The 22179-nt window shown below is 67.9% G+C and carries 26 protein-coding genes; 20 read left to right on the forward strand and 6 right to left on the reverse strand.

The features are described from left to right. Positions 1 to 55: 55 nt before the first annotated feature. Positions 56 to 1621 (reverse strand): Na+/H+ antiporter, encoded by a 1566-nt coding sequence (locus G7043_RS24355; protein WP_207311595.1) that lies wholly within the window; start codon positions 1619 to 1621, stop codon positions 56 to 58. A gap of 29 nt (positions 1622 to 1650) precedes the next feature. Between G7043_RS24355 and G7043_RS24360 the strand changes: the two genes are divergently transcribed. From G7043_RS24360 to G7043_RS24380, 5 genes are all read left to right on the forward strand, one after another. Next, entirely contained in the window at positions 1651 to 1911 is a 261-nt protein-coding gene (locus tag G7043_RS24360) for a UBP-type zinc finger domain-containing protein (RefSeq protein ID WP_166049105.1), read from the forward strand. A gap of 139 nt (positions 1912 to 2050) precedes the next feature. Beyond that, entirely contained in the window at positions 2051 to 3940 is a 1890-nt protein-coding gene (locus G7043_RS24365; protein WP_166049423.1) for a TRAP transporter permease, read from the forward strand. Then, positions 3930 to 4907, forward strand: a complete 978-nt coding sequence (locus G7043_RS24370; protein ID WP_166049421.1) for a TAXI family TRAP transporter solute-binding subunit — start codon at positions 3930 to 3932, stop codon at positions 4905 to 4907. The genes G7043_RS24365 and G7043_RS24370 overlap by 11 nt, the downstream gene beginning before the upstream one ends. 16 nt (positions 4908 to 4923) lie before the next feature. Continuing rightward, positions 4924 to 6180, forward strand: coding sequence for a phosphoribosylamine--glycine ligase (gene purD, locus G7043_RS24375; RefSeq protein ID WP_166049107.1), 1257 nt, complete (start codon positions 4924 to 4926; stop codon positions 6178 to 6180). Then, a complete protein-coding gene (locus tag G7043_RS24380; RefSeq protein ID WP_166049109.1) occupies positions 6177 to 7085 on the forward strand; it encodes an ADP-ribosylglycohydrolase family protein in 909 nt (302 codons plus the stop codon). The genes purD and G7043_RS24380 overlap by 4 nt, the downstream gene beginning before the upstream one ends. Here the strand turns inward: G7043_RS24380 and G7043_RS24385 are convergent. After that, entirely contained in the window at positions 7075 to 7923 is an 849-nt protein-coding gene (locus tag G7043_RS24385; RefSeq protein WP_166049111.1) for an AraC family transcriptional regulator, read from the reverse strand. The genes G7043_RS24380 and G7043_RS24385 overlap by 11 nt on opposite strands. 102 nt (positions 7924 to 8025) lie before the next feature. Here G7043_RS24385 and G7043_RS24390 point away from each other — a divergent pair, with 102 nt between their 5' ends. Further along, positions 8026 to 8670 carry a hypothetical protein gene (locus tag G7043_RS24390; RefSeq protein ID WP_166049113.1) on the forward strand — a complete coding sequence of 215 codons (645 nt, stop codon included), beginning with the start codon at positions 8026 to 8028 and terminating at the stop codon, positions 8668 to 8670. 9 nt (positions 8671 to 8679) lie between these two features. On the opposite strand, the gene G7043_RS24395 is transcribed toward G7043_RS24390, so the two are convergent. Both G7043_RS24395 and G7043_RS24400 read right to left on the reverse strand, forming a co-directional pair. Further along, positions 8680 to 9465 (reverse strand): hypothetical protein, encoded by a 786-nt coding sequence (locus tag G7043_RS24395; RefSeq protein ID WP_166049114.1) that lies wholly within the window; start codon positions 9463 to 9465, stop codon positions 8680 to 8682. Then, positions 9462 to 10340 (reverse strand): ABC transporter ATP-binding protein, encoded by an 879-nt coding sequence (locus G7043_RS24400; protein WP_166049116.1) that lies wholly within the window; start codon positions 10338 to 10340, stop codon positions 9462 to 9464. The genes G7043_RS24395 and G7043_RS24400 overlap by 4 nt, the downstream gene beginning before the upstream one ends. 264 nt (positions 10341 to 10604) lie before the next feature. On the opposite strand from G7043_RS24400, the gene G7043_RS24405 reads away from it, so the two are divergent. The 9 genes from G7043_RS24405 (at position 10605) to G7043_RS24445 (ending at position 17312) form a co-directional block, all read left to right on the forward strand. Next, a complete protein-coding gene (locus G7043_RS24405; RefSeq protein ID WP_207311597.1) occupies positions 10605 to 10979 on the forward strand; it encodes a hypothetical protein in 375 nt (124 codons plus the stop codon). Positions 10980 to 10981: 2 nt separating this feature from the next. Then, complete coding sequence (locus tag G7043_RS24410) at positions 10982 to 11569, forward strand: DUF3558 domain-containing protein (RefSeq protein WP_166049120.1); 588 nt, start codon at positions 10982 to 10984, stop codon at positions 11567 to 11569. A gap of 9 nt (positions 11570 to 11578) precedes the next feature. After that, complete coding sequence (locus tag G7043_RS24415; RefSeq protein WP_166049122.1) at positions 11579 to 12874, forward strand: hypothetical protein; 1296 nt, start codon at positions 11579 to 11581, stop codon at positions 12872 to 12874. Positions 12875 to 12896: 22 nt separating this feature from the next. Further along, on the forward strand, positions 12897 to 13634 hold the full coding sequence (locus tag G7043_RS24420) for an ESX secretion-associated protein EspG (protein WP_313888051.1): 738 nt from the start codon (positions 12897 to 12899) through the stop codon (positions 13632 to 13634). 124 nt (positions 13635 to 13758) lie between these two features. Then, positions 13759 to 14064 carry a hypothetical protein gene (locus G7043_RS24425; RefSeq protein WP_166049125.1) on the forward strand — a complete coding sequence of 102 codons (306 nt, stop codon included), beginning with the start codon at positions 13759 to 13761 and terminating at the stop codon, positions 14062 to 14064. Between the two features lies 1 nt (position 14065). Further along, entirely contained in the window at positions 14066 to 15232 is a 1167-nt protein-coding gene (locus G7043_RS24430; protein WP_390827862.1) for a transglycosylase SLT domain-containing protein, read from the forward strand. 21 nt (positions 15233 to 15253) lie between these two features. After that, positions 15254 to 16384: a pyridoxal phosphate-dependent aminotransferase gene (locus G7043_RS24435; RefSeq protein WP_166049129.1), complete on the forward strand. Its 1131-nt coding sequence runs from the start codon at positions 15254 to 15256 to the stop codon at positions 16382 to 16384. A gap of 13 nt (positions 16385 to 16397) precedes the next feature. Then, complete coding sequence (locus tag G7043_RS24440; RefSeq protein ID WP_166049133.1) at positions 16398 to 16547, forward strand: hypothetical protein; 150 nt, start codon at positions 16398 to 16400, stop codon at positions 16545 to 16547. Positions 16548 to 16586: 39 nt separating this feature from the next. Beyond that, complete coding sequence (locus G7043_RS24445; protein ID WP_166049135.1) at positions 16587 to 17312, forward strand: potassium channel family protein; 726 nt, start codon at positions 16587 to 16589, stop codon at positions 17310 to 17312. On the opposite strand, the gene G7043_RS24450 is transcribed toward G7043_RS24445, so the two are convergent. Together G7043_RS24450 and G7043_RS24455 are read right to left on the reverse strand one after the other, a co-directional pair. Beyond that, on the reverse strand, positions 17256 to 17858 hold the full coding sequence (locus G7043_RS24450; protein ID WP_166049137.1) for an HAD-IA family hydrolase: 603 nt from the start codon (positions 17856 to 17858) through the stop codon (positions 17256 to 17258). The two genes, G7043_RS24445 and G7043_RS24450, sit on opposite strands and share 57 nt — an antisense overlap. Before the next feature lies 1 nt (position 17859). Next, positions 17860 to 18801: a threonine aldolase family protein gene (locus tag G7043_RS24455; protein WP_242642640.1), complete on the reverse strand. Its 942-nt coding sequence runs from the start codon at positions 18799 to 18801 to the stop codon at positions 17860 to 17862. Positions 18802 to 18984: 183 nt separating this feature from the next. Between G7043_RS24455 and G7043_RS24460 the strand changes: the two genes are divergently transcribed. From G7043_RS24460 to G7043_RS24480, 5 genes are read left to right on the forward strand one after another with little or no spacing between them, the layout of a single operon-like run. After that, entirely contained in the window at positions 18985 to 19503 is a 519-nt protein-coding gene (locus tag G7043_RS24460) for a SigE family RNA polymerase sigma factor (protein ID WP_166049141.1), read from the forward strand. Between the two features lie 35 nt (positions 19504 to 19538). Further along, positions 19539 to 20219 carry a hypothetical protein gene (locus G7043_RS24465; protein ID WP_166049143.1) on the forward strand — a complete coding sequence of 227 codons (681 nt, stop codon included), beginning with the start codon at positions 19539 to 19541 and terminating at the stop codon, positions 20217 to 20219. Between the two features lie 27 nt (positions 20220 to 20246). Then, a complete protein-coding gene (locus tag G7043_RS24470; RefSeq protein ID WP_166049145.1) occupies positions 20247 to 20831 on the forward strand; it encodes a TetR/AcrR family transcriptional regulator in 585 nt (194 codons plus the stop codon). Between the two features lie 57 nt (positions 20832 to 20888). Then, positions 20889 to 21422: a SigE family RNA polymerase sigma factor gene (locus G7043_RS24475; RefSeq protein WP_086661295.1), complete on the forward strand. Its 534-nt coding sequence runs from the start codon at positions 20889 to 20891 to the stop codon at positions 21420 to 21422. Then, positions 21419 to 22171 carry a hypothetical protein gene (locus tag G7043_RS24480; RefSeq protein WP_166049147.1) on the forward strand — a complete coding sequence of 251 codons (753 nt, stop codon included), beginning with the start codon at positions 21419 to 21421 and terminating at the stop codon, positions 22169 to 22171. The genes G7043_RS24475 and G7043_RS24480 overlap by 4 nt, the downstream gene beginning before the upstream one ends. Positions 22172 to 22179: the final 8 nt, after the last annotated feature.

The raw sequence follows: 22179 nt of genomic DNA on the forward strand, positions 1-22179 counted from the left end.
GCACCCAAGCATCGCAACACGAAAAGCAGGTGAACGGTTACTCACGAGGCAGCGTCTATTCACGTGACAGGGCGGCTTCCTCCAGGTCCAGTTCGCGCAGCACCCGGAACAGGACCTCGTCGTCGATCTCGCCCTTGTCCCGCGCCTTGATGAACTCGTCACGCTCCGCGCTCAGCATCACCCTGCGCAACCTCCGGTAGGCCGCCGCGGGACTCTCCTCCTCCTGGCGCCCGAGCCGTTCCCACGCGGCGTTGCCCCGGTGCTCGGCGAGCGAGCGCAGCTGGTCGCGCACGTGTTCGGGAACGTCCTCGATCTCCTCGTCGAGCCTGCTCACGGCCGCCTGCGCGGCCCGGTGCTGCACCTGCGCCTCGGCCAGCGCGTCCTTGCGCGCGTCGTCGCCCTCGAAGCCGATCTTGTTGATCAACCACGGCAGCGTGGTGCCCTGCAGCAGCAAGGTCGAGACCGTGACGATGAAGGCGCAGAACAGGATGATGTCGCGTCCCGGCACGTCTTCCGGGATCGCGGCGGCCGCGGCGAGCGTCACCACACCCCGCATGCCGGCCCACGAGATCACCGTCACCTGGCCGAGGTGCGGCGGCCGGTCCTCGCGTTCCTTGATCTTCGGGAAGAGGATTCTCGGCACGTAGGTGACCGGGTACATCCACACGAACCGCGCCAGGATCGTGGCCAGCAGCACGGCCGCGGCGCCCAGCAGCAGACCCGCGTCGAGCTCGACGTTCCTGATGATCGTGGACACCTGCAGCCCGATGAGCGCGAAGACGAACGCCTCCAGCAGCACGTCCGCCGAGCGCCACACGGCCGCGTCCTGCAACCGGGTCGAGTAGGTGCCGCGCGGTGAGTGGTGGCCGACGTAGAGGCCCGCGACGACGACCGCGAGCACACCGGAGAACTGGATGCCGAAGGCGTGCAGTCCCTCTTCGGCGAGCAGGTAGGCACCGAACGGCACGAGCAGGCCGAGCGCGCTCTCCAGCACGCCTTCGCAGAGCCGTTTGCGCAGGAACCTGACCAGCACGCCGACGACCAGGCCGACCGCGATGCCACCTGCCGTGATGTACAGGAACATCCAGATGCTCGCGACCGGGTGCATGGCCGTGCCCGCCGCGGCCGCCACCGCGACCTTGAACGCGGTGAGCGCCGTGGCGTCGTTGATCAGGCTCTCGCCCACCAGCAGCGTCATCGCCCGGCGCTGCAGGCCCAGCTTGCGTCCGATCGCGACCGCGGCGACGGCGTCCGGCGGCGCCACCACCGCACCCAGGACCAGCGCGGCGGCCAGCGGCAGGTCGGGGAAGACCAGGTGCGCCGTGACGCCGACCACCAGCGTCGTGAACAGCACCAGCCCGACCGCGAGCAGGCCGATCGCCCGCATGTTCGCGCGGATGTTGAGGTACGAACTGTCCAGCGCGGCGCTGTAGAGCAGCGGCGGCAGCACCAGCACCAGGATCAGGTGCGGATCGAGCGCGAACTCCGGCACGCCCGGGATGAACGAGACCACGAGCCCGACCGCGACCAGCACCAGCGGCGCCGACCAGTTCAGGCGGCGCGCGATGGAGGTGACGACCAGCGCCCCGAGCAACAGCAGCAGAAGTTCAGGCCCGACCATGCCGCTCATTTTGCGTAAAGATGGACCGCATGACCTGTTCGCACGTGGGAGCGCTGTCCGCAACGGTGGCGCCGGAGTCGGCCGAAGGTTGCGTCGACTGTCTCGCTCTGGGTGAGCGCAACTGGGCTCACCTGCGGATGTGCCTGTCCTGCGGGCACGTCGCGTGCTGCGACTCGAGCCCCGGCAAGCACGCGACCGCGCACTTCGGCTCGTCCCAGCATCCGGTCATGCGCTCGTTCGAGCCGGGCGAGGACTGGCGCTGGTGCTATGTGGACAGTGCCATCGTCTGAGTGGGCGCCGGGCCACGGCGCTCTGAGGACTTTGCAATCCCTTTGGATTGATCCTCTACGCATGTGATCGGCCCCACAGTACGGTGCGATCGTGGCCAACCCGGACCTCGCCCGCATCGTCGCGGAGCACGACGAGGAGATGCCGTCGCGCTCGCTCTCACCCCGGTGGGAGCGAGCACTGTGGATCGCCGGTCTGCTGATCGCGCTTCTTGTGCTGAAGCAGGTGTTCTTCCCGTTCGCCAAGGGAAGCCAGTACTACCTGATCATCTTCCTGGCGGTGACGCTGCCGCTCGTGTTCCTGTCGTACGGTCGCGGCCACGCGCCTCCCTGGTGGGACTGGGTGCTGGCGGTCGTCGCGTTCGTCGTCGGCGCGTATCCGCTGTTCGGGGGCTTCGACGAGTTCCTGAACCGGCAGGGTCAGCTCACCGCGCTGGACGTCGTCGCGGGCTCGCTGCTGCTCCTGCTGATCCTGGAGGCGTGCCGGCGCACGACCGGCTGGGTGCTCCCGGTGGTGTGCCTGGCGTTCATCGCCTACGCCTACTACGGCGGGTTCCTGCCGCCGGCGTGGTCGATCGCGCACTCCGGCGTCGACTTCCCGCAGATCATCAACGGGTTCTTCAACGACGCCAGCGGGTTCTACGGGACGCCGCTGGACGTGGCGGCGACCTACATCGTGCTGTTCACGATCTACGGCGCGGTGCTGAACGCGTCCGGCGCCGGCAAGTTCTTCGTCGACGTCAGTTTCGCCGCGTTCCGCAAGTCGCGGACGGCTCCTGGGCGCACGGCGGCGACCGCCGGGTTCCTGCTGGGCACGGTGTCCGGGTCCGGCACGGCGACGACCGTGTCGCTGGGCGCGGTGACGTGGCCGATGCTGAAGAAGGCCGGTTATCCGAAGGAGAACGCCGGCGGGCTGCTGGCGGCGTCCGGCATCGGGGCGATCCTGTCGCCGCCCACGCTGGGCGCGGCGGCGTTCATCATCGCGGAGTACCTGCAGGTCTCGTACCTGTCGGTGCTGATCTGGGCGATCATCCCGACGCTGCTCTACTACCTGGGCATCGCGCTCGCGGTCGAGGCCGACGCGCGGCGGTTCGGGGCCCAGCCGGTCGACGTGGACGCGCCGCGGTTCTGGGACGTGTTCAAGCTCGGCTGGTACCACTTCCTGTCGCTCGGGATCATCATCGTGTTCCTGGCGCTGGACATCCCCGTCTACCGCGCGGTCGTGTACGCGACGGGGGTGGCGGCTCTCTTCGCGTTGATCAACCACCGGCGGGAGTGGTTCCGGCTGGTCGCCGACGCGCTGTCGATCGGAGTGCGCTCGGCGTTCCCGGTGATCGCGGTGTGCGCGGCGGCGGGTGTGATCACGTCGACGATCACCAAGACAGGGCTGGGGCAAGCGCTTGCGGGGTCGCTCGTGGACCTCGCTTCGGCGATTTCCTCGTCACCGGTGGTCGTGCTGATGCTGACGGCGGTGCTCGCGGCCGTCGCGGTGTCGGTGCTCGGGCTGGCGGTGCCGGTGACGGCGTCGTTCATCATCTCGTGGGTCGTCATCGGGCCGGCGTTGATCACGCTCGGCGTGGAGCCGGCCGAGACCGCGATGTTCATCTTCTACTACGCGGTGTTGTCCGAGGTGACGCCGCCGACGGCGCTGGCCGCGGTGGCCGCTGCCGCGCTGACCGGCGGCGATGTCATGAAGACGATGTGGCAGACGTGGAAGTACACGCTGCCGGCGTTCCTGGTGCCGCTGGCGTTCGTGCTGACCGACAACGGTGCCGGGTTGTTGTTGCGCGGGCCGTTGCTCGACTCGGTGTGGACGTTCGGCGCGTCCGCTCTGGGGGTAGCCGCTCTTGCCGTCCTGACCGGCGGTTGGTTGTTCGGTCCCGCGCGCTGGCCGGAACGGATTCTGTGCGTGCCGGCGGCGTTGTTCCTGCTCTACCTGCAGCCGTTGACGATCGCCATCGGGGCAGGGTTCCTCGTGGTGGCCGTCGCGGTCCACCTGGTGACCCGTGGGAGGGTTCGTGATGCTGCGTAAGTACGCGATCGGCGCGATCGCTTTGGCGCTCGTGGTTTCCGGGTGTGGCGGCAAACGCACGCCCACGACCCCGGACGCGTCGGGCGGTGGCGCGTCCTGTGAGGCGTCCGACGGCCGGATCACGATCGCCACCGGCAACTCCGGTGGCGTGTACTTCGTGGTCGGCGGCGGGCTCGCGAAGCTGATCTCCGACAACTCGAAGCTCAAGGCGTCGTCGGCCGAGACCGGCGCGTCCGTGCAGAACATCCAGCAGCTCGTGTCCGGCACCTACGACATCGCGTTCTCGCTGGCCGACACGGCAGCGGACGCGGTGAACGGCGCCGGGGCGTTCAACGGCAAGAAGGAGAAGATCGCGGCGCTGTCGCGGATCTACCCGAACTACACGCAGGTGCTCGTCCGGGCGGACTCCGGGATCAACTCGGTCGCGGACATGAAGGGCAAGCGGATCTCGACCGGGTCGCCGAAGTCGGGCACCGAGGTGATCGCGGGCCGCCTGCTGAAGTCGGCCGGTCTCAACATCGACTCCGACGTCGCCGCCCAGCGCCTCGACCTGACCAAGACCGCGGACGGCATGAAGGACGGCAGCATCGACGGCCTGATCTGGTCCGGCGGGCTGCCGACGCCGCAGATCACCGACATCACGACGTCGCTGAAGGACAAGGTCAAGTTCATCGACATCACCCCGCTGCTGCCGGAGATGAAGAAGATCAGCCCGGTCTACGACACCGCCCCGATCCCCGCGGCGACCTACGGGGTCGCCGAGGTCTCCACGATCGTGGTGCCGAACCTGCTCCTCGTGCGTGAGGACTTCGCGGCCAACAACGCGTGCGCGGTGACCAAGCTGATCTTCGACAAGAAGACCGACCTGGAGAAGGTGCACCCGGCCGTGAAGGACATCGACAAGGCCAAGGCGTCAGCCACCGACCCCGTTCCGCTGCACCCTGGAGCGAAGCAGGCGCTCGGCTGAACTACGCTGGGCCATCGTGCGCGTCCTGGTCATCGGGTCTGGAGCCCGTGAGCATGCCCTTGTCCTCGCGTTGTCGCGCGACCCGCAGCTGACGGCTTTGGCGTGCGCGCCGGGCAACGCAGGCATCGCGGGCCACTCCGAGATCTACGGCGTGGACGTCGAAGATGCTTCGGCGGTCGCCGCTCTCGCGAAGGAGTGGAAGGCCGACCTCGTCGTCATCGGCCCCGAACAACCGCTGGTCGTCGGGGCCGCTGACGCGGTCAGAGCACTGGGCATCCCGTGCTTCGGGCCGTCGAAGGCCGCGGCCCGGATCGAGGGGTCCAAGGCGTTCGCCAAGGACGTCATGAACGCGGCAGGGGTGCCGACCGCGCACAGCGAGGTCGTGGACAACCCGGCCCGCCTGGACGCCGCTCTGGGCCGCTTCGGACCCACGTGGGTCGTGAAGGACGACGGCCTGGCCGCCGGCAAGGGCGTCGTGGTGACCTCGGACCTGGCGTTGGCCCGTGCGCACGCGATGACGTTGCTCGACGGCGGGCACCCGGTCCTGCTCGAGTCCTTCCTGGACGGTCCCGAGGTGTCGCTGTTCTGCGTCACCGACGGTGTTTCCGTCGTTCCGCTGATCCCGGCGCAGGACTTCAAGCGCGTGGGTGACGGAGACCACGGCCCGAACACCGGCGGCATGGGTGCCTACGCACCGCTGCCGTGGGCACCAGAGGGCCTGGTCTCCGAGATCGTGACGCGCTGCGTGCAGCCCGTGGTCGACGAGCTGCGCGCGCGGGACACGCCGTTCGTCGGCCTCCTGTACGCCGGTCTGGCGCTGACCTCGTCCGGCGTGCAGGTGATCGAGTTCAACTGCCGTTTCGGCGACCCGGAGACGCAGTCGGTGCTCGCCTTGCTGAAGTCGCCGATCTCTTCCTTGTTCCTGGCGGCCTCGACCGGCTCGCTGGGTTCGCTCGCGCCGTTGGAGTGGGAGAACGGCTACGCCGTGACCGTGGTCGTGGCCGCCGAGGGCTACCCCGGCCGTCCGCGCACCGGTGACGTGATCACCGGCTCCGAGACCGAGGGCGTCCTGCACGCCGGCACCCGCCGCCGCGAGGACGGCGCCGTGGTGTCCGCCGGCGGCCGCGTGCTGTCGGTCGTGGGCACCGGCAAGTCGCTGGCCAAGGCCCGCGAGCGCGCCTACAAGCGGATCGCGGACATCCACCTCACCGGCTCGCACCACCGCACGGACATCGCGTCGAAGGCGGTCGACGGCACGATCACGGTGCCGTGAGCCTGCTCGGATCGCTGCTGGGCGGTGCCGTCGGTGACGCTCTGGGCGCGCCGATCGAGTTTTCGTCGATCGACGTGATCCGACGGCTCTACGGTGAGGCTGGCGTTGTCGATCTCCCTCAGCTGGAGATCACCGACGACACCCAGATGACGCTGTTCACGCTGGAGGGCCTGCTGCTCGCCCGTGACCGCGGGGTTGCCCCGGTTCCGGCTGTGCACGCGGCTTACCTGCGTTGGCTGCACACGCAAGGCGGCCCCGTCGTCGCCGATGACGGCTGGCTGATGGCGGACCGGCGCCTGCACTCACGGCGGGCGCCGGGCCACACGTGCATCACCGCCTTGAAGCACAACGAGAAGAACAACTCCAAGGGCTGCGGCGGCGTCATGCGCGCCGCCCCCGTCGCCGTGTGGTCCCGAGACCCGCGCGAGGTCTTCGGCTTGGCGGCGGAGACGGCACGCCTGACCCACCACCACCCCAGCGGCTACCTGTCCGCAGGCGTGCTGGCAGTGATCGTGCAGGCATTGCTGGGCGGTACCGATCTGCTCGCGGCGGTGGCCGTGGCGCGCGCCGAGCTGGTCCGCTGGGACGGTCACGAGGAACAAACCTCGTTGCTGGACAAGGCGATCAGCCTGGGCCCGCTCACCCCGGAAGAGATCGAGTCGTCCCTCGGCGGCGGCTGGGTGGGCGAAGAAGCCCTGGCTATCGGCCTGCACGCCGCCCTGGTCGGCGCCGACTTCGCTTCCGCGTTGCGCCTGGCCGTCAATCACTCAGGCGACTCGGACTCGACCGGCTCGATTTGCGGCAACATCCTGGGCGCCCGCGATGGTGTTGCCGTGATTCCTGATTCTTGGCTTTCCGTGCTGGAACTGCGAGACGTGATCGAACGCCTGGCACTCAGCTGGTGACCGGAATCCACAGCTCGGCCTTGGCCGTGTCGCCGTCGATCTGCGTGCGCAACATCGTCGGCCCCTCAACGCTCTGGTAGCTGTTCGACGGGAACCACTGCGTGTAAACGTCCCGCCACATGTACTGAATCGTCTCGGGATAAGGCCCTTCGGTCTTGAACACGGCCCACGTGTTCCTGGGCACCGTCATGGTCTCCATGTCGTCCGGCGCCTCCTTGCTCGTCACCACCCCCTGGAAGTAGTCGAGATGATCGCCTTCCTCGACCCCCTCCTGGTTGGAGGTGACCGCGAGCAGCCCACCCGGCTCCCCGTCGCTCAACTCCTTCATCCGCTCCAACGTCGGCATGCCGATGCCCTTGACGAACTCGACGATCGCGGGGTTCATCCCCAAGTGCACCAACGGCACCCGCGTCCCCCGCCCGACAACGCGGAACTCGTCCTTCTCCACGATCCGGTACTCCATGTTCGTGCTCCCTTCGACAACCAGCCTGAACGTGAGAATCTGCTGTGACTGCAACGCCTTCTTCTCGGCCCGAGCCTCCTGCGGCCCCACCTTGTGCATGGCCTTGAACGCCCGCGCAAAGGCCTCGTTGGACCCGTAGCCCCACCTCGTCGCGATGTCGAGCAGCGAGTCGTGTCCACTGAGGACTTCGCCGGCCGCCTTCGTCAACCTGCGCCTGCGGATGTACTCGCTCAGCGGAATCCCGGCGAGCGCACTGAACATCCTTCTGAAGTGGTACTCACTGGTGCCCGCGATCCGCGCGAGCAGCTTGACGTCGACCTCGCCGGCGAGGTCGTCCTCGATGCGGGCCATGGCCTCGTTGAGTCGTTCCAGCACGTGCTCAACGCTATGGGGCCAGGCGGGCTTTCACCCGACTTCCTGTGCCCCGTTCGATCGGGTTCCCAGCGAGGTCCGGAAGCCGCCGCTATGGTCGTTCGCGTGTTGATCGTGAAGCGGATGGTCGCTGCGCTGTTGGCCGTGACGGCGATGTCCGCCTGCACCACGCCGCCGGAGCCGCCGATGGGCTCACCGGGGCCGAAGCTGGACCCGGAGGCGATCGCCTACGACAACCTCGATTTCAACCGGTCGCGGCCGGAGGTCTTCGACAACACGTGCGAGGGCCTGCCGTCGAACCTCCAGTCGCTGATAGGCCTTGGCAAGAAGCCGAACACGGGTGTCGGTGGCGGCTGCCACGCGCAGGAGGACTGGGGCCGCCTCTCCATCGAGCTGTTCAGCCCCGGCGCCGCGCGCAAGTCGAAGGCCCAGCACTTCGTCGACGTCTGGAACGGGGACAGCGGCGCCGGTCGATACTTCCAGCGATCGATCTTGCTGGACCGCTACTACGCGACGACCGTGATCACCGGCGAAGTGAACGAGTACTGCACCGTCACGGTCGACACCGGTGCTGAGCGCCCGTTCGAGGTCCAAGCCGCGATGGGCTTCGACGAGGCCGTCGCGCTGCGGGCTCAGGACGTCGACCAGCCGATCGACCGGGCTCTGCGCGAGTACTGCCCCAAAGCCACGGAGGTGGCGGAGAAGGTGCTGCCGCTGATCGACGAGAACGGGGGCAGCCGGGCCCGCTGAGTGAGCGGCTCAGCCCGCGTCGCGCCGGCTGAGCACGAGCAGCGAGATGCCGAGCAGGGTCAGCCACACGACCAGCGACGAGATGGTCTGCGGCCACCCCGCGCCGCTGCCTGCCAGGTGCCAGGCCGGTTCGAGCGGGTAGATGAGGCCGAAGACGTCGGGCAGCAGCATCCGGGCGAGGGCCAGCAGCGGCACCACGATGAAGAACACCGTGAGCGAGCCGCCCGTGTTGGGAATGAGCAGCGAGACGATCAGCGCCGTGAGCAGCACCAGTGCGGTGGACAGCATGGCCACGCCGAGCACCCAGCCCGGCCGGTTGCCGAGCAGGTAGTCGTGGTTGAGCCCGTTCGCGGCCATCTTGATCAGGACCGGGTACAGGATGAACGTGACCAGCGTGCACACCACCCACACGCCGGCGAGCACGACGGCCTGCGCCAGCAGGTAGCGCATCCTGGAGGGCTGCACCAGCAGCGTGGGTTGCACGCTCTTGTACTGCCACTCGCCCGCGACGAGCTTGATCACGGTCGCGAAGACCAGCAGCAGGCCCAGCTGAACCACGACGAGCATCGGCTGGAGTTGCTTGCCCGCGCTGGCGAGGTTCGACTGCGGGAGCGTGAACAGCAGCATCAGGCCGATCAGGAAGAGCGGGGCCGAGGCCATCACGATCTTGTCCGACCGGGAGCCGACGAGTTTGCGCGCCTCGACCGCGACCAGCCGCCAGAACGACGAGGACTGGTTCGCGCGGACGGCCCACGGAACATGTGCCTGCTGCACCGGCGGGTGGCCGAGAGTCATGCCCGACCTCCGCCGGTGAGACGGAAGAACAGGTCTTCCAGGCTCATCTGCTCCTCACGCAGGCCCAGCAGCGGGATCCCCGCGGCGAAGGCAACGGTAGAGACCTGCTCGACCGGCGCGTGCGCGGCGATGAAACCGTCCGGTGCGGGCTGGATGGCGATGCCGCCCCGCTGCAGCGCCTCGGCCAGGCGGTTCATGTCCTTGGCGCGCACCAGAGAACGGGAAGAACTGGTCAGGCCGGCCAGCGGACCGTCGGCCACGATCCGGCCGTTGCCGATCACCAGCACCCGGTCGGCGGTCTGGTCCACTTCGGACAGAACGTGACTGGACAGCAGCACGGTGCCGCCTCGGGCAGCATGTCCTCGCAACAGCGTGCGCACCGCGCGGATGCCCTCCGGGTCGAGACCGTTGATGGGTTCGTCGAGCACCAGCAGCGGCGGGTTGGTGAGCAGGGCGTGCGCGATGCCCAGGCGCTGGCGCATGCCGAGGCTGTACTTGCCGATCTTGCGCGTGGCCGCGTCGGCCAGCCCGAGCATCTCCAGCACCTCGTCCGCCCGGCGGCCGGGCACGCCGGACAACGTGGCAGCCATCCGCAGGTGACCTCGGCCGCTGCGCCCAGGATGGACAGCGGCCGCGTCGAGGAGCACCCCGGCCACGTGGGACGGGTTGGGCCACGCGGTGAACGGGCGCCCCGCGATCGTCGCCTGCCCGCGGTCCGGCCGAGTCAGGCCGGTGATCATCCGCAGCGTCGTCGACTTGCCGGCACCGTTGGGCCCGAGAAAGGCGGTCACCGTGCCGGGCTGGAGTTCGAAGCCCACCTGATCGACGACCGTGCGGCCCTCATAGGCCTTGGTCAGCCCCCACGCTGTCAACACCAACTCACCGTAGCGATGGTCACCGTGCGTCGCCGGTTTGATTCGTCTCGTTGCCGGACGTGTCGCGGAAATGCGGTGGAACCGTGGCCGGGTGGTCTTCGTCCAACCACAGGTACGTCTTACGCAGGCGTTGGTAGCCTGCGAAGCGGGACCGAACCGTTACCAACCGTACGGGGGTAGGACGTCGTGACACAGGAGAGCGCGGGGGCGGATGCCGCTCTCAGTGCCGTCGCGGGTGTGGCCGGCGGGGCGATCGCTGGAGCGGTGAGCGCGTTCAAGGCCGCGTCGTCGATGATGGACAGACTGTCTGCTGGTCCGTCGAGTCAGCAGTTCCACGTGGAGAAGGACACCGTCATGAGGGCGGGCAAGGTCATTCACGACCAGCTCAGCCTGTTGGAGACGGCGTACAAGACCAACGTCCCCAAGCTGCGGATCCCGTCCAGTGACGACCAGATCACCGAGGACATCGTAAAAGCTTGGAATGACCGGCTGGTTTTCCACGATGACTCCTACGCCAACAGAATCGCCCTCTACATGGAGAAGCTGCGGAATCTTTCCGACCAGCTGAAGGAGTCGGCGCAGCAGTACGGCTACACCGATGACGAGGTTGCTGCCGTGTTCAGCAAGTCGAAAGAGTGACGATGCGCATATCCAAGCTTGCTGCCGTGGTTGTCATCGCGGCGGCCGTTTCGGCTTGTACCACTAGCGGCGAGAAGGGGAACCCCACTCCTGCGCCGTCGACCGGCACTTCCAACAGCGATTCGGGGAGCAAGCTGCCCGACCGTCCGCAGGCTCTCAAGCTGGATTCGGTGGACACCTGCAAGCTTCTCACGACAGAGCAGAGGAAGCAGATCGACGTCGTCTCCGCTGATCCGGTGCAGCTGGACCTGGTTGACGGCAAGAAGTCACCCAGCTGTGATTACAGCAGCGATGGTGGGTTCGGTTACCAGGTCGGGGCGGTCACCCACAACGGCGTTTCCTACTGGCTGCAGAGCGGCGGCAACGTTGATTCGAAGGTGATCAAGGTTGGCGACTACGGTGCGGTGCAGGTCCAGCTCAAAGGTGGGTCCGGATTCGATTGCTCGGTGGCGGTCGACGTCGCTGACGGTCAGCAGTTGATGGTCAGCTACATCCCGACCACCACGAAGGAGAAGGACCAGTCCGTCCTGTGCGGGAAGGCTGAGAAGGCCGCTGGTCTCGCGCTCTCGACGCTCAAGACATTGAAGTGAGGGGGAGCCATGTCGGGTTATCGGCAGCTCAATGACTGGAACTTCGACGGCTGGTCCAACCAGCAACTCGCGGACGAGGTCCAGAAGCTCGCGGGCAGCACGATCGCATCGAAGTTCGGTGAGGCTTCGGAGGCACTGCGCACGCTGGCCAACTCACTCGAGTCCATCGACCAGACGATTCGTGCGCAGCTGACCGAACTCGACATCGCTTGGGGTGGCGAGGCCGGTAAGAAGAGCCACGAGCACACCGATGTGGTCGCCAAGGGCATCGACGACAGCAGCCAGGCGTCGCAGCAGAACTCGGACGCGATGACGCAGCAGGGCGAGAGCACCAGCACCGCCCGCTACAGCACGCCTCCTGAGCAGGATCTCCGCGGCGACACCGAACAGAACTTCAAGGACAAGGTCGGCGGTTTCTTCGGCATCGAGACCGACCACGCCGCCGAGGTCGAGGCGACCAACCGCGCGCGTCAGCAGGCCATCGACAGCCTCAACGGCTACGTGTCGAACAGCCAGGGCTCCCTCGACGGCTTCCGCGCCCCTGACAAGGCCCCGGACATCGTGGTGACCAGCGCCGCGGTAGCCACTCCCGTCGGTCCTCCCGTCGGAACCCCGACCGCGGGCACGCCCGGCATCCAAGGCGGCCCCGCCTTCACCGGCTCTCCGGGCAGCCCCGGCTCCCCAGGCGTCCCGGTCGGCCCCACCCCGAACATCCCCGGCAACGCCACCGGCGTCATCCCCGGCACCGGCACCCCGACCCCCGTCGCGACCGGCCCCGGCCTGCCCAAGCCGTTCGGCGTCCCGTCGATCGGCCTCACCGCGGCCACGGCTGCGGCCAGCGGTCTCGCCGGCACGGCGGGTGCGGCGAAGGGTGCGCAGGTCGTGGGTGGTGGGCGTGGGCCTAGCCAGGCGCCGAAGACTCCGATCGCGCCTGCCGGGCCGAAGGGTGCCCCGAGCACGATCGGCGCGGGCGCCGGCAAGGGAGGTCCGGGCGCAGGCCCGGGTGGTGCGGCGGGTGCTGGAGGACCCGGCACGACCGGTGCTGCCGGCAAGGGCACGGTCACGCCTGGTGGCGCCACTGGCGTCGGGCCCGAGGCCAACCGGGCTGCGGCGGCCGGCAAGGGTGGTGTTGGCGGCGGTAAGGGATCCGGGTCGCTCATGTCGCCTGCGGCCAGTGCGGCCAAGGGTGAGGGCGAGGAGGACGGCGAGCACGTGCGCAAGTACGGCGTCGACTCCGACGAGATGTTCGGTGATGATCGTATGGTGGTGCAGTCCGTCATCGGCGAAGACCCGAAGGACCAGTAATCCCTTGAGCTCACCAGGTTCTGTGGTTTTGTCCACAGTGGAGTTCGCCGTGGTCTGGGAGGCGCAACGCCTCCCGGCCGCGCACGTTGCTCTCGACACGCGGATTCCCTCCATCACCCACACCGAGAAGGCCGAGGTGGTGAAGCGGGCCTGGGAGTCGTTGGAGGCGCGCGGGCTGGCGAACAACGGGCGGGTGGTGTCCGAGTTGGCTGACGGCTTTGCCTTGCTGGCCAACTCGACCACCGCCATCGACCTGTGGATCTGGGCCGACCGGCAGATCAGCGGGCTCGCGGCGGCGATCGGGGACGAGGCGATCCTGGCGGTGCAGGATCGGGACGAGATGTGGTTGATCGAGGCCCGTGGGACCGCTCTCGCCGAGGCCGCGGTGTCGGTCGCCGGGGACATGCCGGCCGGGTACGGGCGGTCGATCAGCCTGCCCTACGACGATCTGGTGGCCGCGGCCAAGGACGTCGGGCTGGACGCTCAGCGGATGATCACCACGTTGGAGCGGCAGGGAATGCGGCTCGGCGACGCGCAAGAGCTCGCTGGAATGCTCGACGGCACCTCGACGCGCGGGCAGTTCGGTGTGCAGCGCAATGGGCGGAGGGCCGGGCGGGTCGTTTCTTTTCACGACACGCACAACGGGCGTTATCTGCGCCAGCTCAAGCCGAGCAGTGACGGGCGCAAGTGGTGCACCATCACGCCGGTCGACAACCATCGCCTCGCGGCTTCCATCTGGGAGCTCCTGCAAGAGGTCTGATCGCGGAACCCCTGAGCGTGCCCGCCCGTCGAACCTGAGGGGCGGGCACGAAAGAGCGAATCGGCGCCCTGCTCGGCACGATTCGTTCTAAGGTCTTCGAGGAGACATGAGGGGGTAGGCGCGCATGGCTGTGGCGAAGTTCAACAGCGAAGCCATGGAACAGTGCCGCACGACCGTGAGCAGCCAGGCCGGACAATTCGGCGCGATCGGTGACGGCTTTTCCAATCAGTACGGCAATCCGGACATTTTCGGAAAACTCAGCGCTTCCGGTGCCATCTCGGGCGCGGTGACCGCAATGGATCAGGCGGGCGCGCAGGAATTCGAGGCGGCCGAGAAAGTGTTGCGCAAGGTCGAAAGCGCGCTCGACGCCGTTCAGACCAGCGTGCAGGACGTCGAGGACGTCAACAAGAACTCCATGAAGGCGGTCTGACGTGAGCGCGATGGACGAGGTCGCGGCGCTGCCGGGAGGGGCTGAGCTGGCCGCGCTCGCGGACAAGATCGAGACCGCGCAACCGCAGGCCGTGCGCGACATCGCGAACCGCTGGAAGCAGGCGGCGGGCAAGTGCGGTGACCAGACGAACGCCCTGCAGCGGTCGGTCAGTCAGCTCGACGGCGCCTGGGAGGGCAAGTCGGCGGACGGGTTCGTCGCCTACATGGGCAACGTCACGAAGGCCGGCACCTCGATGACCGACGCGCTGGGCGGCGCCGCGGCCGACCTGGAGGCGGCCGCGAACGCGTTGGAGTCCGCGAAGACCTCGATGACGAGCATCTGCGAGAACCTGCTGAGCCGCGCTCGGCAGACGCGCCAGCAGCTGCACAACCAGCCGCAGGAGGACGTCGACAGCATCATCCGCGGCTACTGCGCCGAGGCCACGAGTGACGCGAAACCTGTTATCTCCCAAGCGGAAAACGCCGTGAACGCCGCCGCAGGCACGCTCAAGGGCCGTCCTGGCGCGCTGTCGCCGAAGTTCTCGTCCGTCGAGGACCCGAACACGCAGTCCTTCACACCGGCACCGGGCAAGCCGATCGAGTGGGCACCGAGTGCGCCGCCCGACGACTCGACCAAAACGTCCTCTTCGGACTCTCCGCCCCAGCAGCAACAGCAGCAGCAACCAGCTCCCGCCCAGCACCAAGGCGGTGGTGGCGGCGGCGGAGGTGGCAACTCCGGAGGCGGCGGCGGTGGTGGCGGCGGAGGCGGCATGGGCCCCAGCGGCGGCCCGCCCTCCGGCAGCCCGCCTCCCGGCAACGTCGAGGAGTGGATCCGCGAGGCCATCAAGATCCTGCAGGCCAACGGCATCCCGGTCACCGACGCGAACATCGACGAGATCTGGAAGATCATCGAGAAGGAGTCGAGCGGCAACCCGCACGCCATCAACCTCTGGGACTCCAACTACCAGGCGGGGCACCCGTCCAAGGGCCTGATGCAGTGCATCGACTCGACGTTCAACGCCCACAAGCTGCCCGGTCACGACGACATCTGGAACCCGGTGGACAACATCATCGCCGGCGTCCGGTACACGTTCTCGCGCTACGGCGGCTTCGAAGGCCACCCCGGTCTCAAGGCGATGGCACAGGGCGGCGGCTACCAGGGCTACTGACCTGGGAGTTAGCCTCAGGGCATGCTCACCGTGGCTGCTCGCGCCGACGTCCCGCCCTTCCACGTCATGGACGTGCTTTCCGCTGCCGCGCAACGGCAGCGGACGCACGGTGACGTGATCTCACTGGCCGCCGGGCAGCCTTCGAGCCCGGCGCCGAAACCCGTGCGGGACGCCGCCGCGAAAGCGCTGAACGACCACGCCCTGGGCTACACCGAGCAGCTCGGCATCCCCGAGCTGCGTCACGCCATCGCCGGCCACTACCAGCGCGAGTACGACCTCGACGTCACGGCGGACGACGTGGTGGTCACCACCGGGTCGTCGGGTGCGTTCACGCTGGCGTTCCTGGCCGCGTTCGACGCCGGCGACAAGGTCGCCCTGGCACGGCCCGGCTATCCCGCCTACCGCAACATCCTGAAAGCGCTGGGATGCGAGGTCGTCGAGCTGCCGTGCGGCCCGGAAACGCGCTTCCAGCCCACCGTCGAGATGCTCGGCACCGACCTCAAGGGCTTGATCGTCGCCAGCCCGGCCAACCCGACCGGGACCACAGTGGACATCGGCCCGATCGCGAACTGGTGCCAGAGCAACGGCGTGCAGCTGATCAGCGACGAGATCTACCACGGCATCAGCTACGGCGAACCGCTGCACTGCGCCTGGGAGACCTCGCGAGAAGCCGTCGTCGTCAACTCGTTCTCCAAGGCCTTCGCGATGACGGGCTGGCGGCTCGGCTGGATGCTTCTCCCGGAACGACTCCGCAGGGCCGTCGACTGCCTGACCGGCAATTTCACGCTGTGCCCGCCCGCGTTGGCGCAATACGCCGCGGTCGAGGCCTTTCACGAGGATGCCTACGCGGAAACCGCACTACACCTGAAAAGGTACAAAACCAACCGGGACCTCCTCCTCGAAGGCTTGACGAACCTCGGCATCGACAAGCTCGCACCGGCCGACGGCGCGTTCTACGTCTACGCCGACATCCGGCACCTGACCGACGACTCGATGGCGTTCTGCCGCCGGTTCCTCGACGACACCGGCGTCGCGATCGTCCCCGGCATCGACTTCGACCCGGTCGACGGCCACCACTTCGTCCGGATGTCGTTCGCCGGTGCAACACAGGACGTCGAAGAAGCGTTGGTACGTCTGAAGGCGTGGCTTTGAAGGGGAGACAACCATGTGGGCGATCATCGGGTGGCTGGTGGCGATCTGGATCGTGCTGGCCGTCGTCGGGGCCGTCGTGAAAGGCCTTTTCTGGCTCGCTGTGATTGGAGGACTACTCCTCGCAGGCACGGCCGCTTACGGTGCGATCAAATCCAAGCGATGACCCCTGGCCTAAACGGGACACACCGCTCACCATGAAGCGGTGTTGCAGTCCAACGAGGCCCGCCTTGAGCGGTGGGAGCGAAAGGTCGAGTGGCCGCTGACGGCTCTCGCCGTGCTGTTCCTCGTCGCGTACGCGTGGCAGGTCTTCGATGATCACGGCAGCATGCATTTCGCTCTCGAAATCGTGTTGTGGCTGGTCTGGGCGGTGTTCGCGGCGGAGTACGTGACCAGGCTGACGCTCGCGAACAACAAGATCCAGTTTCTGAAGTCGCACCTGTTCGATCTCGCCGCGGTCGTGCTGCCGATGGTGCGGCAACTCCGGGTGCTCCGGTTGATCACCGTCATCACGCTGCTGAACAAGAAGTTCCAGCACAAAATCCGGCAGCGGGTCAGCATTTACGTCGGTGGCGTGACGCTGATCGTCGTCTTTTGTGCGAGCCTCGCCGTGCTGGACGCGGAAAGGCACGCGGAAAACGCGAGCATCACGACGTTCGGCGACGCGCTGTGGTGGACGCTCACCACCATGTCGACGGTCGGCTACGGCGACCGCTTCCCCGTCACGGTCGAGGGACGGCTGGTGGCGGGGCTGCTCATGGTCGGCGGGATCGCCCTGCTCGGTGTCATCACCGGCACGATCGCCAGCTGGCTCGTGGAGAAGCTGCGCGGCGTCGAGGAGGCCGAACTCGAGACCGCGCAGGAGCTGCGGAACCTACGCGCCGAGATCGCCGAACTCCGCGCGGAGCTCAACACGCGCAGCGGCGGCTGACGTCCACAACCTCGCGTCGATCCCGAAGGCCAGCGCGCCGTCGATGTTCGTCCGGCGGTCGTCGAAGAAGATCAGGTCTGCGGGCGCGGCACCCAGCACACCGCACAGGTGCTCCCAGATCGCCACGTCCGGCTTCGCGCACCCGAGGTCGCCGGAGAAGATCAGGTGCCGGAAGTGCTCGGCCCACGGCACCTTCTCGGCGAGCCGCGCGAACGTCACCGGTGCGTTCGACAGCAACGCCAGCGGCACCGCCGCCGCCGAAAGGTCCTCGATCAGCGCAACGGTGTCCGCCACCGGGTCGTCCAGCCACCCGGCGTTGTCGAGCGCGGTCAGCTCGCGCACGGCGTCGTCGTCGAATGAAAGCCCCAGCGACGACCCGATCAACGACCAGTAGTCGGCATCCGACCCGCCGCGGTCGTAGGCGTCACGGTCCCAGTAGGCGCCCTCGAAGCGTTCCACCGGCACCCCGAGCCGTGCGGCCATCGCGGGCAGCGCCGGATTCCGCTGACTGATGACCTCGCCGAAGTCGAACACGATCCAGCGCATCTCAGGCGTCCTCTCGCAGTCGGCGCAGCACCTCGGCGATGTCGGACGAGTCCACGTCGCCGTGCGTCACGAACCGGACCTTGCCGGACATCGGACTGGCGAGCACCCCGACGTCGCGCAACGACGACAGGGTCTTGTCCGGCTCCGGCACGGAGGCCAGCACGATGTTCGTGGCGGGCTCCGGCACGTCCCAGCCCACCGCGCGCAGCCCGGCGGCCAGCGCCGAAGCATTCGAATGATCGTCGGCGAGCCGCGAGATCCGGTCGAGCGCGACCAGACCGGCGGCCGCCAGCACGCCACCCTGGCGAACCCCGCCACCGAGCATCTTCCGCACGCGCCGAGCCTCGACGACGAACGACGCGGACCCGGCCACGACCGACCCGACCGGCGCCCCGAGCCCCTTCGACAGGCACACCTGCACGGTGTCCGCCCCCGCGGTCAACGCGGTGAGCGGCACGCCGAGAGCGACCGACGCGTTCCACAACCGGGCACCGTCCAGGTGCACGGCCAGCCCGGCGGACCGGGCTGCCGACACCAGCAAGGCGTGCTCATCGGCAGTGGTCACGGTGCCACCGGAAGCGTTGTGCGTGTTCTCCAGACACAACAACGTCGTGCGCAGCCCGTAGTAAGGAGACTCGGCACCACCTGCGGCCACCACGGCTTCGGGAGTCATGACCGGCAGCGCGTGCGGCATCCCGCCCGCCAGCCAAGCCGCCGTCCCGAGCTCGGCGTCCAGCACGTGCGCGCCGAGCGGAGCGAGGAACCGGTCACCGCGCTCGAGGTGCAGGAACAACGCGATGAGGTTGCCCATCGACCCGGACGGAACCCACAGGGCGGCTTCGACGCCGAGCAGTTCGGCGACCCGCTCCTCCAGCAGCGCCATGGTGGGGTCGTGATCCAGGACGTCGTCGCCGACCTCGGCCGAGGCCATCGCACGACGCATCTCCTCGTCCGGCTGGGTGACGGTGTCCGAGCGCAGGTCAATGGGGGTCACGACCCCGATCACATCACATCCGGTGAACGACCGAGGGGGTGATGTAGCTCTCCCCGGTGGTTCGTGCAACCGTTGGTGCCTCAGATTCCGTCCGGTAAGTGCAACTCGAGGAACGAGCGGAGAGCAGTCCGCGTGGATCAGCGCGACGAGCAGGAGTTCGCGGAGTACTTCGTGGCTCGCCGTGAGGCCGTGCGCCGAACGGCATACCTGCTGTGCGGCGACTGGCATCGCGCTGACGACTTCGCGCAGACAGCGTTCGTGGCGGTGCACAGGAGGTGGCGGAAGATCCGGGACAAGCAGGCTCTCGACGCCTACGTCCGGCGCACCGTCGTGCGCGCGGTGATCGACGAGTCGCGTCGTCCGTGGCGACGCGAGAAGTTCACCGACGAGATGCCGGAACCACCGACGACGGACAACGAGATCGGTGAGACGGTCGCGACGCGCGAGGCGTTGATGAAGGGTCTGCGCAGAGTCCCGCCCCGGCAACGGGCCGTGCTCGTGCTGAGGTTCCTCGAGGGCCTCGACGTGACGGCCACGGCCGAGGTGCTGAAGTGCTCGGAAGGAACTGTGAAGAGTCAGACCGCCCGCGGGCTGACCGCGTTGCGGGAAGCTCTCGGTGACGCCATCGACGACCTGCGACCGGCGTCGTGAACAGCCTCGTGAACACGAGCGAGAGGAGGACGTAGATGGACGAGCAGAAGCTCGCGGACCTGTTCCGCGACGCCGCGCACGACGCGCCACCGGCGTCCTTCGACGCGAGTGACGTCCGCACGGCTTCGCGACGCGCCACGGTGCGCAGGCGCAACTCGATCGCGGCCGGCACTACCCTGGCCGTGGTGCTCGGTTTCGGCGGTGCCGTGGCGGGTACCAACTGGATCGCGCAGGACAAGAACAACTCGAGCGTGGCTGGTCCTGGGCAGCAGGAGAACAACGCGGCACAATCGCCGATGACTCCGCTGGAACAGGACCAGCGCAAGGACTTCCCGAAGGACGAAACGTCCAAGCAGGGGGACGCGACGTCACAGGGAAGCGCCGGCCTTACGCCCGGCGTGCGCGCAGTGCAGGGCTGCGCAGGTGTGGACCGAGAGCTCGCCGTCGCCCTCGCCGGAGAGCTTTCGGTTCCACCGGAATTCGCGATCCCGCCGACGGTGACGTGTTCACCGGACTCCCGCTCGGCCGCGTTCAAGATCGACGGTCTGACCATCACCGCGATCGTCACGCCACAGGCGTTCGATCCCCCCGCCGGCGCGCAGGTGGAAAAGACGGAGACCGCGGCGAACCAGGACCTCTACGTCTTCACGCAGGGCGACGGGGAGCTGAAGGGCAAGGCCAAGCCCATCGCGACCGCACTGGCCCCCAGGTTCTGACCGTCCGCCAAGTACCCTGGCGCGACTATGACGGCAGCAACCCCCAAAGGCGAGCGCAGGCGGCAGGCTCTCGTCGAGGCCGCGTCCGAACTGCTCGTGCAGGGCGGATTCGACGCGGTCAGGCACCGCGCGGTCGCCGAACGCGCAGGTCTGCCGCTCGCGTCGACCACCTACTACTTCGACTCGCTCGACGAGCTGATCACCGCGGCCGTCGAGTTCCACGGCCACGCGGAGCTGGCGAGCTGCCGCGAACGGCTGAGGACGATCTCGGACCGGCTGACCGACGACGACGTGCTCGTCGAACTGGTCCTCGACCTGCTGGTCGGCCAGGACGTCACCGACACCGAGACGATGCTGCTGCGCTACGAACGCCTCGTCGCGACCGGCCGCCGCCCGTACCTGCGGCCGTTGATGCGCGTGCTGTCCACGCAGCTGCACGAACTGATCGCCGACATCTTCGCCCGCTCCGGCCGTGACATCGCACCGGACCGGGTCGAGGAGTTGATCGCGCTGGTCGACGGTTCGATGGTGAACGCGTTCATCGAGCTGAAGCCCGATCCCCGCGGCGTCGCGGCCAGGATGCTCCGTTCGGCTCTTTCGCGTCAGGCGTGATGCAACCTCGCGTTCCCCTGACGCGTTCCCCTGTTTGAGGACGCGAGAGGGGATCGCATGCGCAAGGCCGATGAGCAGGGCTTTCGCGAGTTCGCGGCAGCCAATGCCGCGTCTTTGCGACGCACTGCGTATCTGTTCTGTGGCGACTGGCACACGGCAGAAGACCTGATGCAGTCGAGCCTGATGAAGATGTACATCGCCTGGAAGCGCATCAAGGACCTGGACAACCTGATCGCCTACGCCCGCAAGGTGCTGCTGCGCACCTGGCTGGACGAGAAGCGCAGGCCGTGGCGCAGAGCCGAGCAGCGCGACGGGGAGCTGCCGGACGCCGCGGACGCCACCGTGGATCCCGACACGACCAGCGCGAAGCTGTGGGCACGTGAGTTGGTGCACACCGCGTTGCTGCAGGTGCCGCCGAGGCAACGAGCGGTGCTGGTGCTGCGATATTTCGAAGACCTGTCGGTCGCCGAGGTGGCGGTGGCCATGGGGTGCACCGAGGGAACGGTCAAAAGCCAGACGGCGCGCGGCCTCGCGACGTTGCGCGCCATCGTGGAGAAGCTCGACAGCAGTTCGGGGAGGGTCGCGTCGTGAGTGAGCAGGAGATCCGCGAGGGAATGCTGCTGGCCGTCTGGGACGAGCCGCCGCTCGACTTCGACCCCGACACCCTGATCAAGCGGGTCGAACAGAAAAAAAGTCGTCGCCGAGCGCTGGTCGGTGTGGGCGTGGCTACGGCGATGATCGCCGTGGTGTCGTTCGCGCTGCCGGGCCTGCTGCCCCGTGGCAACGACGGCCAGCTCGCCTCGGACAACCCGACGTCCTCGTCCGCGCCCCCGAGCGAGCCGGTGGAGAAGAAGGCCCAGCGCCTCGGGGACAAGCTCGCCGAGAAGCTCGACCTGAAGATGCCGAACCTCAAAGACGTCTACGCGCACTTCGAAGCCGGGGTGTACGCCTACCAGCCGTCCTCGCCGACGACCCCGCCGAGACGAGCGAACGACCCCGAGCTGTCCGGCTTCGTGTACCTCACCGACGACATCGGACCGACTTCGCTTCAGGTGGTCCTCACCAAGAACCGGTCGATCGAGGAGTACATCTGCGTCAGCGCGACCACGTGCCGGGACGTGCCGCAGAAGGACGGATCGTCCGTCATGGAGGCCGAGTTCGTCGAAGGTCAGGAGATCACGCGGTCGGTGACGCTGCGCAAGTTCCCGAGCGGGTACTACGCGCAGATCTCCAGCTACAACGCCAACCCCGCCACGGGCAGCGGACTGAGGCAGATGGTGCCGGTGCGTGTGGACGTGCTCACAGCGCTGGTCACGGACCCGGACGTGCGCTGGGAGTGAGTGCGGGT

The organism is Lentzea alba (assembly GCF_011067745.1).
Classification (GTDB): domain Bacteria; phylum Actinomycetota; class Actinomycetes; order Mycobacteriales; family Pseudonocardiaceae; genus Lentzea; species Lentzea alba.

Excerpts from the sequence above, each read along its gene's own strand:
- G7043_RS24470 (WP_166049145.1), top strand. The coding sequence starts at position 20,247 with ATGACGGCAGCAACCCCCAAAGGCGAGCGCAGGCGGCAGGCTCTCGTC.
- G7043_RS24355 (WP_207311595.1), bottom strand. The coding sequence starts at position 1,621 with ATGGTCGGGCCTGAACTTCTGCTGCTGTTGCTCGGGGCGCTGGTCGTC.
- G7043_RS24395 (WP_166049114.1), bottom strand. The coding sequence starts at position 9,465 with ATGACTCTCGGCCACCCGCCGGTGCAGCAGGCACATGTTCCGTGGGCC.
- G7043_RS24370 (WP_166049421.1), top strand. The coding sequence starts at position 3,930 with ATGCTGCGTAAGTACGCGATCGGCGCGATCGCTTTGGCGCTCGTGGTT.
- G7043_RS24465 (WP_166049143.1), top strand. The coding sequence starts at position 19,539 with ATGGACGAGCAGAAGCTCGCGGACCTGTTCCGCGACGCCGCGCACGAC.
- G7043_RS24450 (WP_166049137.1), bottom strand. The coding sequence starts at position 17,858 with ATGCGCTGGATCGTGTTCGACTTCGGCGAGGTCATCAGTCAGCGGAAT.
- G7043_RS24435 (WP_166049129.1), top strand. The coding sequence starts at position 15,254 with ATGCTCACCGTGGCTGCTCGCGCCGACGTCCCGCCCTTCCACGTCATG.
- G7043_RS24475 (WP_086661295.1), top strand. The coding sequence starts at position 20,889 with ATGCGCAAGGCCGATGAGCAGGGCTTTCGCGAGTTCGCGGCAGCCAAT.
- G7043_RS24365 (WP_166049423.1), top strand. The coding sequence starts at position 2,051 with ATGCCGTCGCGCTCGCTCTCACCCCGGTGGGAGCGAGCACTGTGGATC.
- G7043_RS24415 (WP_166049122.1), top strand. The coding sequence starts at position 11,579 with ATGTCGGGTTATCGGCAGCTCAATGACTGGAACTTCGACGGCTGGTCC.
- G7043_RS24360 (WP_166049105.1), top strand. The coding sequence starts at position 1,651 with ATGACCTGTTCGCACGTGGGAGCGCTGTCCGCAACGGTGGCGCCGGAG.
- G7043_RS24455 (WP_242642640.1), bottom strand. The coding sequence starts at position 18,801 with ATGCGTCGTGCGATGGCCTCGGCCGAGGTCGGCGACGACGTCCTGGAT.
- G7043_RS24410 (WP_166049120.1), top strand. The coding sequence starts at position 10,982 with ATGCGCATATCCAAGCTTGCTGCCGTGGTTGTCATCGCGGCGGCCGTT.
- G7043_RS24425 (WP_166049125.1), top strand. The coding sequence starts at position 13,759 with ATGGCTGTGGCGAAGTTCAACAGCGAAGCCATGGAACAGTGCCGCACG.
- G7043_RS24440 (WP_166049133.1), top strand. The coding sequence starts at position 16,398 with ATGTGGGCGATCATCGGGTGGCTGGTGGCGATCTGGATCGTGCTGGCC.